Here is a 13,252-nt window from a genome sequence, read left to right as displayed (position 1 = left end):
CAATGACCGACACCCGACTCCACGCAGACCCCAAGCCGCGCGGCCCGGTCCCGACCTGGCTGGCGATGCTGTGGGCCGACAAGCTGGCCTTCTTCGCCGCCCTGTTCCTGCTGGTCGCCGTGCTCTGCGCGATCCTGGGCCCCTGGCTGATGGGCGATCTGGCGACGAAGCAGAACCTGCGCGGCCGCAACGCCCCGCCCTTCGACCTGGCGCGGGGCTGGCTGATGGTCCTGGGCGCCGATGCGCTGGGCCGGCCGCTGCTGCCGCGCATCGTGGTCGCGGCGCAGAACACGCTGATGGTGGCGGGCGCGGCGGTGCTGTGCTCGGCCGTGATGGGCTGCGGGCTGGGCCTGGTCGCGGGCTATAGCCGCAAGCGCGCCGCGCAATGGATCATGCGGCTGGGCGACGTGATCATGTCCTTCCCGTCGCTGCTGCTGGCGGTGATCGTGCTGTACATGCTGGAGCCCTCGGTCGCCAATATCGTGCTGGTGCTGGCGATCACCCGCATCCCGGTCTATCTGCGCACCACCCGCGCCGAGGTGCTGGAGGTGCGGGAACGCATGTTCGTGCAGGCCGCCCGCGTCATGGGCGCCTCGGACCGGCGCATCATCTTCCGCCACATCCTGCCGGTGGTGCTGCCGACGTTGCTGACCATCGCCACGCTGGATTTCGCCTTCGTGATGCTGGCGGAAAGCTCGCTCTCGTTCCTGGGCATCGGCATCCAGCCGCCCGAGATCACCTGGGGCCTGATGGTGGCGCAGGGCCGCGAATACCTGACCACCGCCTGGTGGCTGTCCTTCTGGCCGGGACTGGCGATCATCCTGACCACGCTGTCGCTGAACCTGCTGTCGAACTGGATGCGCATCGCGCTGGACCCCGCCCAACGCTGGCGGCTGGAAATGAAAGGCCGCAAGAATGGCTGAGCCCCTGCTGGAAGTGCGCGACCTGTCGGTCGAGTTCCACACCGCCGCCGGCACCGTGACGGCCGTGCAGAATGTCAGCTGGCATCTGGACCGCGGCGAGACGCTGGCGATCCTGGGCGAAAGCGGGTCGGGCAAGTCGGTCTCGGCCTCGGCGGTGATGAACCTGATCGACATGCCGCCGGGCCGGATCACCTCGGGCGCGATCCTGCTGAACGGGCAAGACATGCTGACGATGACCGCCGAGCAGCGCCGCCGGATCAACGGCTGCAAGATCGCGATGATCTTCCAGGATCCGCTGGCGCATCTGAACCCGGTCTATACCGTCGGCTGGCAGATCGCCGAGATGGTGACGACCCATGGCGGCAGCCGCGGCCAGGCGCGGGTCCGCGCGCTGGAGCTGCTGCGCCGCGTCGGCATCCCCGAGCCCGAGGCGGCGATGCGGAAATATCCGCACCAGTTCTCGGGCGGGCAGCGGCAGCGGCTGATGATTGCCATGGCCCTGGCCTGCAAGCCCGACATCCTGATCGCCGACGAGCCAACGACCGCGCTGGACGTGACCGTGCAGGCGCAGGTGCTGGACCTGCTGGGCGAGTTGCAGGCCGAAACCGGCATGGGCCTGCTGCTGATCACCCATGACCTGGGCGTGGTGGCCGAGATCGCCGACCGGGTGGTGGTGATGAACGGCGGCTGCATCGTCGAGACCGGCCCGGCCGCCGAGGTCTATGCCAATCCCCGCCATCCCTATACCCGCAAGCTGATCGACGCCGCGCCCGGCAAGGGGGCGATGCCGGACGAGCGCGACCGGAGCGGCCAGCCGCTGCTGCGGGCCGAGCGGTTGACGAAATCCTATGGCGCCTTCCGCGCGCTGAAGGGCGTCGATCTGACCATCATGCCGGGAGAAACCGTCGCGGTGGTGGGCGAAAGCGGGTCCGGCAAGTCCACGCTCGCCCGCGCGATCCTGCGGCTGGACGACCCGGACGGCGGCCGCATCCTTTATCGCGGCAACGACCTGATGGCGATGGCGCCGCGGCAGCTGTTCGGGCTGCGCCGCGACCTGCAGATGGTGTTCCAGGATCCGACGCAATCGCTGAACCCGCGCATGACGGTGTTCCAGCTGATCTCGGAAGCCTGGGTCATCCATCCCGACATCCTGCCCCGGGCCGGGTGGCGCGACCGGGTGGCCGATCTGCTGGTCAAGGTCGGCCTGCACCCCGAGATGGCCGCGCGCTATCCGCACCAGTTTTCCGGCGGCCAGCGCCAGCGCATCGCCACCGCCCGCGCCCTGGCGATGGAGCCGAAGCTGATCGTCTGCGACGAGGCGGTTTCGGCCCTCGACGTGTCGATCCAGGCGCAGGTGATCGGGTTGCTGGACGGCTTGCGCCGGGAATTCGGCCTGTCCTATCTGTTCATCGCCCATGACCTGCCGGTGGTGCGCGATTTCGCCGATCGCGTCATCGTCATGAAATCCGGCGAGATCGTCGAGGAAGGGCCGGTGCGCCAGATCTTCGACGCCCCCGCCCATCCCTATACCAGGGCGCTGCTGGCGGCGAGCCTTGATCCCGATCCCGAGATCCAGGCCGCCCGCCGCGCCGCCCGCCAGCCGGAGACCGCATGAAGCCTGATGTCCTTGTCGCCTATCCCCTGCGCCCCCGGTTCATGCAGGAGCTCGAGGCGCGCTATACCCTGCACCGGCTGGACCTGGCCCCGGACCGCGAGGCGGTGTTGGCCCAGGCCGGGCCGCTCTGCACGGCGATGGTGGTGAACTGCCATGTCGCCGTCGATGCGGCGCTGCTGGACCGGCTGCCGGCGCTGCGGCTGGCGGCCTGTTCCTCGGCCGGGTTCGACCTGATGGACCTGCCCGAGATGACGCGGCGCGGCATCACCCTGACCAACACCTCGGTGGCGCTGGTCGACGACGTGGCCGACATGGCGATCCTGCTGATGCTGGCGGCGCGGCGGCGGCTGGTTCAGGCCGATGCCTATGTCCGTTCCGGCGATTGGGGGCGGCAGGGCATGTTCCCGCTGACCGCCTCGGCCGCCGGCAAGCGGGCGGGGATCGTCGGCCTGGGCAATATCGGCCGCGCCATCGCCCGGCGCTGCGAGGCGATGGGGCTGCGCATCGGCTATTGCGGCCGCCAGCCCAAGCCTGGCGTGGGCTACGATTATTTCGCCGATCCGGCCGCCCTGGCGGCCTGGGCCGACATCCTGATCGTCGCGACGCCCGGCGGGACCGCGACCCGGGGACTGGTTTCCGGGGCGGTGCTGACCGCGCTGGGGCCGGCCGGCACGCTGGTCAATGTCGCGCGCGGCACGGTGGTGGACGAGGCGGCGCTGATCGCGGCGCTGCGCGACGGCCGCATCGCCTCGGCCGGGCTGGACGTGTTCCTGAACGAGCCGCAGCCCGACCCGGCGCTGACGGCGCTGCCGAATGTGACGCTGTATCCCCATCACGCCAGCGGCACCGAGGAAACCCGCGACCGCATGGCGCAATTGACGGTGGAGAATCTGGATGCCTTCTTTGCCGGCAGGCCGCTGCCGACCCCGGTGAACTGAAGCCGGCGCGTCGGCGGTCGGCATCGGGGCGCGCCACTGCCGTGCCCGCGATACGGCACGCGGCAAAGCTCAACGCGTGCCAGGCGCCGGCCCGGCCGCGGGGTGCGGCATGGCCAGACCCGGGGCCGGCCGGTAGCGCCCTTGCAGATGCGCCGGCGCGGCGGCGGCAAGCCGCTGCAGCCGGGCCAGCACCGGTTCGCGCCCCTGCGCGGCCAGGATCTCGAACGGTCCGCGCGGGAAATTCAGCCCCAGTTTCAGCGCCGTGTCGATGCCGTCCTGCGTGGTGCCGCCCTCGGCCAGCAGCCAGCCGGCCTCGTTGACCAGCGCCGCCTCGATGCGCAGGACGATGGCCTCGGCATCCCCCGGGGCGGGGCCGGGCTTTTCGGGGAAAAGGAAACCCCGGCCGGTCTTGCGCCCCAGATCGCCCGCGGCGACCTGCCGGCGCAGCGCCGCGAAGACGTGATAGCGCGGGTGGTCCTGCATGGCCGCGGCCAGGCTTTCGGTGGCGGCCAGGTTGATGTCGGCCCCCACCAGGTCGATCAGTCCGAAGGGGCCCAGGGGATAGCCCGCCGCCAGCATCGCCGCGTCGATTTCACCGGCGCAGCGGCCTTCCTCGAGCAGCGCCAGCGCCTCGCCATAGAACGGCCGGGCGCAGCGGTTGACGATGAAGCCGGGCCGGTCGGGGCAGGGGATCAGCGTCTTGCCGGCCCGTTCGGTCAACTGCCGGGCGCGCGCCAGCGCCGCCGCGCCGGAGCCGGGATGCGCCACCAGTTCGACCAGTTTCATCACCGGCGCCGGGTTGAAGAAATGCAGGCCCAGCAGGCGCTGGGGCCGCGAAAGCCCCTGGGTCATGGCGGCGACCGACAGCGACGAGGTGTTGCTGGCCAGAACCGCATCGGGCGCCACCACCGATTCCAGCGCCGCGAACAATGCGCGCTTGACCTCCATGCGCTCGACCACCGCCTCGATGGCCAGATCGGCGCGGCCCATGGCCTCGGGACCGTCGACCAGGGTGATGCGCGACACAAGCGCGTCCAGATCGGATGGCGCCAGCTTGCCCGCCTGAACCCGCCGGGCCAGACGGGCGCGCAGCCGCTGCAGCGCCGTGTCGCGCACATCCGCCGCGGCATCGGTCGCCAGCACGGCGAAGCCCGCGGCGGCATAGGTCTGGGCAATGCCCAGTCCCATCGTCCCCAGCCCGATCACGGCGATGGTGGTCATGTCGGAATCTCTGCCCCCTGTCCTTGGCCCATCCATCATGCCACGGCCGGAATTCCTTTCAAGTTTGAAGTTTTAAACTTGAAAGGAATCCGATTCGCTGTCAGCTTTTTCCGCAACGGGCCGGAAAGGCGCAGGGAGGCGGCGATGAAGATCTTGTGCATGGGCGGCGGGCCGGCGGGACTGTATTTCGCCATCTCGATGAAGCTGCGCGACCCCTCGCACCAGATCACCGTGCTGGAGCGCAACAAGGCCAACGACACCTTCGGCTGGGGCGTGGTGCTGTCGGACGACGCGCTGGGACGGATGCAGCAGAACGACCCCGCCAGCACCGAGGCGATCCGCAGCCATTTCGCCTATTGGGACGACATTGCCGTGGTGCATGACGGGGTGCGCACCGTCTCGGGCGGGCACGGCTTCGCGGGCATCGGCCGCAAGCAGATGCTGGTCCTGCTGCAAGCCCGGGCGCGGGCGCTGGGCATCGACCTGCGCTTCGAGACGGTGTTCGGATCGGCCGGGGAATACCGCCGGGACTATGATCTGGTGGTGGGGTGCGACGGCATCAACAGCCTGGTGCGCAGCGAATATGCCCAGGTGTTCCAGCCCGATATCGACACCCGCCGCTGCAAGTTCATCTGGCTGGGCACGCATCAGAAATTCGACGACGCCTTCACCTTCATCTTCGAGCGGACCGAGCATGGCTGGGTCTGGGCGCATGTCTACCAGTTCGACGGCGACACCGCGACCTTCATCGTCGAGACCCTGCCCGAGACCTGGGAGAAGCTGGGCTTCGCCGGGATGTCCAAGGAGGAATCGGTCGAGACCTGCCGCAGGATCTTCGAGCGCCATCTGGGCGGCCACGCGCTGATGTCGAATGCCGCGCATCTACGCGGCTCGGCGGTCTGGACCCAGTTCCCGCGGGTGATCTGCGAGCGCTGGTATCACGAGAATGTCGTGCTGATGGGCGACGCGGCGGCGACCGGGCATTTCTCGATCGGCTCGGGCACGCGGCTGGCCTTCGACAGCGCCATCGCGCTGGCCGAATACCTGCATTCCGAACCGACCATGCAGCGCGCCTTCGAGCGCTATCAGGAGGAGCGCCGCGTCGAGGTGCTGCGCCTGCAATCCGCCGCCCGCAACAGCCTGGAATGGTTCGAGCAGGTCGAGCGCTATCTGGACATGGAGCCTCTGCAATTCGCCTATTCGCTGCTGACCCGTTCGCAGCGCATCAGCCACGAGAACCTGCGTCTGCGCGACCCCGCATGGCTGGGCCGGGCCGAGGACTGGTTTCAGGAACGCGCCGGCGGGCGCAAGGGCCGCCGGCCGATGTTCGCGCCCTTCCGCCTGCGCGACATGGTGCTGGAAAACCGCGTCGTCGTCTCGCCCATGGCGCAATACAAGGCGGTGGACGGCTGCCCGACCGACTGGCATTTCGTCCATTACGCCGAACGCGCCAAGGGCGGCGCCGGGCTGGTCTATACCGAGATGACCTGCGTCTCGGCCGAGGGGCGGATCAGCCCCGGCTGCCCGGGTCTTTACGCGCCCGAGCACGAGGCGGCCTGGAAGCGGATCGTCGATTTCACCCATGCCGAGACCCGGGCCAGGATCTGCATGCAGATCGGCCATTCCGGCCGCAAGGGCTCGACCCAGCTGGGTTGGCAGGATGCCGACCGGCCGCTGGCCGAGGGCAACTGGCCGCTGATCTCGGCCAGCGCCATCCCGTGGCAGGACGGCAATGCGGTGCCGAAGGCCATGGACCGCGCCGACATGGACCGGGTGCGCGACCAGTTCGCCGCCGCGACCGGGATGGCGGCGCGGGCGGGTTTCGACATGGTCGAGCTGCACGCGGCGCATGGCTATCTGATCTCCAGCTTCATCTCGCCGCTGTCGAACCGGCGCGAGGACGCATATGGCGGCAGCCTGGAAAACCGCATGCGCTATCCGCTCGAGGTGTTCGCGGCGATGCGCGCCGCCTGGCCGGCGGAAAAGCCGATATCGGTGCGCATCTCGGCCAATGACTGGCTGGGGGACGAGGGCGTGACGCCCGAGGAGGCGGTCGAGATCGCCCGGATGTTCGCGGCCGCCGGCGCCGATATCATCGACGTTTCGGCCGGGCAGACCAGCACCGAGGCGCGGCCGATCTATGGTCGGATGTTCCAGACCCCGTTCAGCGACCGCATCCGCAACGAGGCCGGGCTGGCGACGATGGCGGTGGGCAACATCACCGAGGCCGATCAGGTGAACGGCATCCTGCTGGCCGGCCGGGCCGATCTGGTCTGCCTGGCGCGGCCGCATCTGGCCGATCCCTATTGGGCGCTGCATGCCGCCGTCGAGGCCGGGGATGAAGCGGCCGCATGGCCCTTGCCCTATCTGGCCGGCCGCGACCAGGCGCTGCGGCTGCGCAGCCGCGCGCAAGAGGCGATCCGGGCATGACGGCGATGGCGGGCAAGCGGGTATTGATCACCGGGGGCGGCACCGGCACCGGCGCCGATCTGGCCCGCGTCTTCGCCGGGGCCGGGGCCGAGGTGGTGATCTGCGGCCGCCGCAAGGCGCCGCTGGAGGCGGTGGCCGAACGGATCGGCGCCCGCGCCCTGACCGCCGACGTGACCGACGAGGCCAGCGTCAAGGCGATGTTCGCCGCGGCCGGCCCCTGCGACATCGTCATCGCCAATGCCGGCGCGGCGGACAGCGCCCCCCTGGGCCGCACCACGCTGGCGCAGTGGCACGCCATGCTGGCGGTGAACCTGACCGGCACCTTCCTGACCTTCCGCGAGGGGCTGGCGCAATTGCCCGGCTGGGGCCGGCTGATCGCCGTGGCCTCGACCGCCGGCCTGCGGGGCTATGCCTATGTCGCGCCCTATGCGGCGGCCAAGCATGGCGTGGTCGGGCTGGTGCGCAGCCTGGCGCTGGAGGTGGCGCGGCGGCCGGTGACGGTGAACGCGCTGTGCCCCGGTTTCCTGGATACCGAGATGACGGCGCGATCCGTCGCCACCATCATGGACAAGACCGGCCAGAGCCGGGATCAGGCGCTGGCCGCGCTGACCGCCACCAATCCGCAGGGCCGGCTGGTCCAGCCCGCCGAGGTCAGCGCCGCGGCGCTGTGGCTGTGCGGGCCGGGTTCCGAAGGCGTCAACGGCCAGGCCATCGCCATTTCGGGGGGCGAGGCATGAGCGATCCGCTGTCCAAGCGCCGGCTGAAGCTGTGGATCCGCCTGCTGGGCGTCACCCGCGCGGCCGAGGGCCAGTTGCGCGAATTCCTGCGGGTCCGGCACGACACGACGCTGCCGCGCTTCGACGTGATGGCCGCGCTGTATCGCCGGCGCGAGGGGCTGAGCATGACCGAGCTGTCGCGGATGCTGCTGGTCTCGAACGGCAATGCCACGGCGGTGGTGGACCGGCTGGAAAAGGACGGGCTGGTCCGGCGCACGCCGTCCGAGACCGACCGGCGCACGGTGCTGGTGGCGCTGACGCCGGCGGGACTGGCGGCCTTCGAGGGTTTCGCCGCCGATCACGAGGCCGAGGTGAACCGCATCCTCGCCGGCCTGACCGAGGAGGACATCGAGTTGCTGACCGAGATCCTGAAACGCATGGGGGGTGTGAAATGACCAAGCTGGCCGGGCTGAAGCCGCAGCATTTCCTGTGGCAGGTGCGGGACCGCGTCGCCACCATCCGCCTGAACCGCCCCGAGCGCAAGAACCCGCTGACCTTCGACAGCTATGCCGAGCTGCGCGACACCTTCCGGGCGCTGGCCCATGCCAGCGACGTGGATGTGGTGGTTCTGGCCCCGAACGGCGGCAATTTCTGCTCGGGCGGGGATGTGCATGACATCATCGGCCCGCTGGTCGGCATGGACATGAAAGGGCTTCTGGCCTTTACCCGCATGACCGGCGATCTGGTCAAGGCGATGATCGGCTGCGGCAAGCCGGTGATCGCGGCGGTGGACGGGATCTGCGCCGGCGCCGGCGCGATCCTGGCCATGGCCTCGGACCTGCGGCTGGCCGCGCATGACGCGAAATGCGCCTTCCTGTTCACCCGGGTCGGGCTGGCCGGCTGCGACATGGGCGCCTGCGCCATGCTGCCGCGCATCATCGGCCAGGGCCGGGCGGCCGAGCTGCTGTACACCGGCCGGGCGATGAGCGCCGAGGAGGGCCATGCCTGGGGCTTCTGGAACGCGCTGCACGGCGCCGAGGCGCTGGAGGCCGAGGCGCAGGCTCTGGCGCGGCGGCTGGCGGCCGGGCCGGTCTTTGCCCATGGCATCACCAAGACCCAGCTGAACCAGGAATGGAACATGGGGCTGGAACAGGCCATCGAGGCCGAGGCGCAGGCGCAGGCGATCTGCATGCAGACCCGCGATTTCGAGCGCGCCTATCGTGCCTTTGTCGCCAGGGAGAAACCCGTCTTTCAGGGGGATTGAGACATGGCGGATCGCAGCTTTCTGGACTGGCCGTTCTTCGAGCCGCGCCACCGCGAACTTTCGGCGGCGCTGGAGGCCTGGTGCGCGGCGCATCTGCCGGTGGATCACGGCGACGTGGACGCGGCCTGCAAGGCGCTGGTCGCGGCGCTGGGACAGGCGGGCTTCCTGCGCCATAGCGGTGCGGATGCGGACGAGGCGCTGGACGTGCGCAGCCTGTGCCTGATCCGCGAGACGCTGGCCCGCCACGACGCGCTGGCCGATTTCGCCTTTGCCATGCAGGGGCTGGGCATGGGGGCGGTCACGCTGTTCGGCTCGGAGGCGCAGCGCGCCTGGCTGGAAAAGACCCGCAGCGGCCGGGCCATCGCGGCCTTCGCCCTGACCGAGCCGGGCGCCGGATCGGACGTGGCCAACACCGCGACCCTGGCCGAGCGCGCGCCGGGCGGCTGGCGGCTGAGCGGCGAAAAGACCTATATCTCGAATGGCGGCATCGCCGATCTCTACGTGATCTTCGCCCGCACCGGCGAGGCGCCCGGCGCGCGCGGGTTGTCGGCCTTTCTGATGCCGGCGGACAGTGCCGGCCTGACCATTGCCGAGCGGATCGAGGTCATCGCCCCGCATCCGCTGGCGCGGCTGAAGCTGGACGGCGTGATGCTGCCGGATGCGGCGCTGATCGGCCGGCCGGGCGAGGGCTTCAAGATCGCCATGTCGGTGCTGGACGTGTTCCGCCCCACGGTCGGGGCGGCGGCGCTGGGCATGGCGCGGCGGGGGTTGGACGAGGCATTGGCGCGGGTGCGGCGGCCGCGGGCCGGCGGCGGCACCTTGGCCGATCACCAGATCGTGCAGGGCCACCTGGCCGACATGGCCGTAAGGGTCGATGCGGCGGCGCTGCTGGTCTATCGCGCCGCCTGGACCAAGGACATGGGCGCACCGCGCATCACCCGCGAGGCGGCGATGGCGAAACTCTACGCCACCGAGGCGGCGCAGAAGGTGATCGACACGGCGCTGCAGCTGCATGGCGGCGACGGCGTGCGCCACGGCAGTGCGGTCGAGGCGCTTTACCGCGACATCCGCGCCCTGCGCATCTACGAGGGCGCCAGCGACGTGCAGCGCGTGGTCATCGCCCGGAGCGTGCTGGGCTGAGCAACGGGAGGACGGCATGGACAAGGCATTGGACGGCGGCATCACCCGCCGGGGCGACGGGATCGAGGGCCGCGAATGGAACATCCTCGGCCAGCGCTATTTCCCCAAGGCGGATTGCGGCAGCGCCTTCGCCTTCGAGACCAACAGCGAGCCCGGCCAATTCGTGCCGGTGCATGTCCACCCGACGCAGGACGAGTTCATCCTGGTGCAGGAGGGCGAGCTGCATGTGAAGCTGGACGGCATCTGGTCGGTGGCGAAGGCGGGCGACCTGGTGCGGATGCCGCGCGGCGTTCCGCATGGCTATTTCAACAAGTCCGACAAGCCGGCGCGGGCGCTGTTCTGGGTCTCGCCCGCCGGCAACCTGCGCGCGCTGTTCGAGGCGCTGCACGACCTGACCGACATTCCGACCGTCGTCGAACTGTCGGCCCGCCACCAGGTCGACTTCCTGCCGCCGGAGGCCAATGACTGATGCGCTATCGCCGCCGGATCCAGGTCGAGTTCAACCATTGCGACCCGGCGGGGATCGTCTTCTATCCCCGTTACTTCGAGATGCTGAACTCGGTGATCGAGAACTTCTTCGCCGAGGTGCTGGCCTATCCCTTCGCCCGCATCCATGTCGAGGAACGCTGCTCGGTCCCGACGGTGCAGATCGACGCCGGCTTCCGCGCGCCCTCGCGCTTGGGCGAGATGCTGGAATTCGCGCTGGAGGTGCAGCATGTCGGCCGCTCCAGCGCCCGGCTGGCGCAGCGGGCCAGCGCCGGCGGGCAGCAACGCCTGCATTGCGTCTCGACCCTGGTCTGGGTCACGCCCGAGGGCCGCGCGGCGCCCTGGCCCGAGGCGATCCGCCGCAAGATGACCGCATTCATGGAGGCATGCGATGGTGCATGAGGTTCTGCATCCGAGGAACTGGAAGGCGACGCCGGGCTATTCCAACGGCATCGCCGCCACCGGGCGCATGGTGTTCACCGGCGGCATGATCGGCTGGAACGAGCAGCAGGAATTCGAGACCGACGATTTCGCCGAACAGGTGCGCATCACCCTGCGATCCATCGTCGCCGTGCTGGCCGAGGCCGGCGCCCGGCCCGAGCATCTGGTCCGGCTGACCTGGTATGTCACCGACAAGCGCGAATACCTGGCGGCGCTCAAGGGCATCGGTCAGGCCTACAAGCAGATCATCGGCCGGCACTACCCAGCCATGGCGCTGGTGCAGGTCGTGGCCCTGGTCGAGGACCGCGCCAAGGTCGAGATCGAGGCAACCGCCGTGATCCCCGGCTGACCGGGGGCGGGGCGCCCGCGGGCCAAGGCACGACAAGATGCCGGCCCGCCCAACAGGGAGATTGAAGATGACAGGCAATCCGCCGCTCGGACCCTCGGCGCATGTCGATACCTTCCCGCGCGACAACCTGCCGCCGGCCGAGCTTTGGCCGCGGCTGCTGCTCGAGGGTTTCGACTATCCCGAATACCTGAATGCCGCGGTCGAGCTGACCGACCGCATGGTCGAGAAGGGTTTCGGCGACCATATCGCGCTGATCGGCAACGGCCGCATCCGCAGCTACAAGGAGCTGACCGACTGGACCAACCGCATCGCCCATGCGCTGGTCGAAACTTACGGCCTGCGGCCCGGCAACCGGGTGCTGATCCGCTCGGCCAACAACCCGGCCATGGTGGCCTGCTGGCTGGCGGCGACCAAGGCCGGCGCGGTGGTGGTCAACACCATGCCGATGCTGCGCGCGGCCGAGCTGGCCAAGATCATCGACAAGGCACAGGTCAGCCACGCGCTTTGCGACACAAGGCTGATCGACGAGCTGGCGCTGGCCGCCAAGGACAGCCGGCACCTGAAGACCGTGATCGGCTTCGACGGCACCGCGAACCACGATGCCGAGCTGGACCGCGCCGCCCTGTCCCAGCCGGTGCGGTTTCAGGCGGTGCGGACCGGCCGCGACGACGTGGCGCTGCTGGGCTTCACCTCGGGCACCACGGGCGAACCCAAGGCGACGATGCATTTCCACCGCGACATCCTGATCATCGCCGACGGCTATGCCCGGGAGGTGCTGCAGGTGCGGCCCGAGGATGTCTTCGTCGGCTCGCCGCCGCTGGCCTTCACCTTCGGGCTGGGCGGGCTGGCGGTGTTTCCGCTGCGCTTCGGCGCCTCGGCCGCGCTGCTGGAAAACGCCACGCCGCCGAACATGGTCGAGATCATCCAGAAATACCGCGCCACCATCTGCTTCACCGCGCCGACCGCCTATCGGGTGATGATGCGGGCGATGGACGAGGGGGCGGACCTGTCCAGCCTGCGCGCCGCCGTCTCGGCCGGCGAGACGCTGCCGGCGCCGGTCTACGAGGAATGGATGCAGAAGACCGGCAAGCCGATGCTGGACGGCATCGGTTCGACCGAGATGCTGCACATCTTCCTGACCAACCGCGTCAGCGACAGCCGCCCGGCCTGCACCGGCCGCCCCGTCGCGGGCTACGAGGCGCGGATCGTCGGCCCGGACGGCTGCGGGCTGCCGCCGGGCGAGACCGGGCGGCTGGCGGTGCGCGGCCCGGTCGGCTGCCGCTATCTGGCCGACCCCGACAAGCAGCGCGCCTATGTGCAGGACGGCTGGAACCTGACCGGCGACAGTTTCTGGCAGGACGAGCAGGGCTATTTCCACTTTGCCGCCCGCACCGACGGCATCATCATCTCCTCTGGCTACAATATCGCCGGCCCCGAGGTCGAGGCGGCGCTGCTGGCGCATCCCGACGTGCTGGAATGCGCCGTGGTCGGCGCCCCGGACGAGGCGCGCGGCCAGATCGTCGAGGCGCATGTCGTCCTGCGCCCCGGCGCCGCGGCGGGCGAGGCCATGGCCAAGGGTCTGCAGGATCACGTCAAGGCGGTGATCGCGCCCTTCAAGTATCCGCGCCGGGTGGTGTTCACCGAGGCGCTGCCCAAGACCGAAAGCGGCAAGATCCAGCGTTTTCGCCTGCTGGAAGGGCGGGCATGACCACGGGTGGCGGGCCGGGGG

13 protein-coding genes are annotated in these 13,252 nt (G+C 69.8%); 12 read left to right on the top strand and 1 reads right to left on the bottom strand.

Features of this window, described 5'->3' with window-relative positions; all coding sequences use genetic code 11:
• The first annotated feature begins 2 nt into the window (after positions 1-2).
• The 3 genes from NBE95_RS18170 to NBE95_RS18160 are packed head-to-tail and all read left to right on the top strand — an operon-like array spanning position 3 to position 3,476.
• On the top strand, positions 3-923 hold the full coding sequence (locus NBE95_RS18170) for an ABC transporter permease (RefSeq protein WP_289896443.1): 921 nt from the start codon (positions 3-5) through the stop codon (positions 921-923).
• The gene (locus NBE95_RS18165; protein WP_289896442.1) at positions 916-2,538 is read left to right on the top strand and encodes an ABC transporter ATP-binding protein; all 1,623 of its coding nucleotides are present in this window, start codon (positions 916-918) and stop codon (positions 2,536-2,538) included. The genes NBE95_RS18170 and NBE95_RS18165 overlap by 8 nt, the downstream gene beginning before the upstream one ends.
• Positions 2,535-3,476 carry a 2-hydroxyacid dehydrogenase gene (locus NBE95_RS18160; RefSeq protein ID WP_289896441.1) on the top strand — a complete coding sequence of 314 codons (942 nt, stop codon included), beginning with the start codon at positions 2,535-2,537 and terminating at the stop codon, positions 3,474-3,476. The genes NBE95_RS18165 and NBE95_RS18160 overlap by 4 nt, the downstream gene beginning before the upstream one ends.
• Positions 3,477-3,545: 69 nt before the next feature.
• Here the strand turns inward: NBE95_RS18160 and NBE95_RS18155 are convergent, their stop codons facing one another.
• On the bottom strand, positions 3,546-4,697 hold the full coding sequence (locus NBE95_RS18155) for a 3-hydroxyacyl-CoA dehydrogenase NAD-binding domain-containing protein (protein WP_289896440.1): 1,152 nt from the start codon (positions 4,695-4,697) through the stop codon (positions 3,546-3,548).
• Between the two features lie 144 nt (positions 4,698-4,841).
• Here NBE95_RS18155 and NBE95_RS18150 point away from each other — a divergent pair, with 144 nt between their 5' ends.
• From NBE95_RS18150 to NBE95_RS18110, 9 genes are all read left to right on the top strand, one after another.
• Positions 4,842-7,127, top strand: a complete 2,286-nt coding sequence (locus NBE95_RS18150) for a bifunctional salicylyl-CoA 5-hydroxylase/oxidoreductase (RefSeq protein ID WP_289896439.1) — start codon at positions 4,842-4,844, stop codon at positions 7,125-7,127.
• On the top strand, positions 7,124-7,864 hold the full coding sequence (locus NBE95_RS18145) for an SDR family NAD(P)-dependent oxidoreductase (protein WP_289896438.1): 741 nt from the start codon (positions 7,124-7,126) through the stop codon (positions 7,862-7,864). Before NBE95_RS18150 ends, NBE95_RS18145 begins: the two co-directional genes overlap by 4 nt.
• Positions 7,861-8,298: a MarR family transcriptional regulator gene (locus NBE95_RS18140; RefSeq protein ID WP_289896437.1), complete on the top strand. Its 438-nt coding sequence runs from the start codon at positions 7,861-7,863 to the stop codon at positions 8,296-8,298. The genes NBE95_RS18145 and NBE95_RS18140 overlap by 4 nt, the downstream gene beginning before the upstream one ends.
• Positions 8,295-9,107 carry an enoyl-CoA hydratase family protein gene (locus NBE95_RS18135; protein WP_289896436.1) on the top strand — a complete coding sequence of 271 codons (813 nt, stop codon included), beginning with the start codon at positions 8,295-8,297 and terminating at the stop codon, positions 9,105-9,107. Before NBE95_RS18140 ends, NBE95_RS18135 begins: the two co-directional genes overlap by 4 nt.
• Before the next feature lie 3 nt (positions 9,108-9,110).
• Positions 9,111-10,247, top strand: a complete 1,137-nt coding sequence (locus tag NBE95_RS18130) for an acyl-CoA dehydrogenase family protein (RefSeq protein WP_289896435.1) — start codon at positions 9,111-9,113, stop codon at positions 10,245-10,247.
• Between the two features lie 16 nt (positions 10,248-10,263).
• Positions 10,264-10,716 (top strand): cupin domain-containing protein, encoded by a 453-nt coding sequence (locus NBE95_RS18125; protein WP_019351525.1) that lies wholly within the window; start codon positions 10,264-10,266, stop codon positions 10,714-10,716.
• Positions 10,716-11,135, top strand: coding sequence for an acyl-CoA thioesterase (locus tag NBE95_RS18120; protein WP_289896434.1), 420 nt, complete (start codon positions 10,716-10,718; stop codon positions 11,133-11,135). Before NBE95_RS18125 ends, NBE95_RS18120 begins: the two co-directional genes overlap by 1 nt.
• Positions 11,125-11,523, top strand: coding sequence for a RidA family protein (locus tag NBE95_RS18115; RefSeq protein ID WP_289896433.1), 399 nt, complete (start codon positions 11,125-11,127; stop codon positions 11,521-11,523). Before NBE95_RS18120 ends, NBE95_RS18115 begins: the two co-directional genes overlap by 11 nt.
• Positions 11,524-11,590: 67 nt before the next feature.
• The gene (locus tag NBE95_RS18110; protein WP_289896432.1) at positions 11,591-13,231 is read left to right on the top strand and encodes an AMP-binding protein; all 1,641 of its coding nucleotides are present in this window, start codon (positions 11,591-11,593) and stop codon (positions 13,229-13,231) included.
• The last annotated feature ends 21 nt before the right edge of the window (positions 13,232-13,252 follow it).

Source organism: Paracoccus sp. TOH, from assembly GCF_030388245.1.
GTDB lineage: Bacteria > Pseudomonadota > Alphaproteobacteria > Rhodobacterales > Rhodobacteraceae > Paracoccus > Paracoccus simplex.
This window is presented reverse-complemented; position numbering and strand designations above follow the sequence as displayed.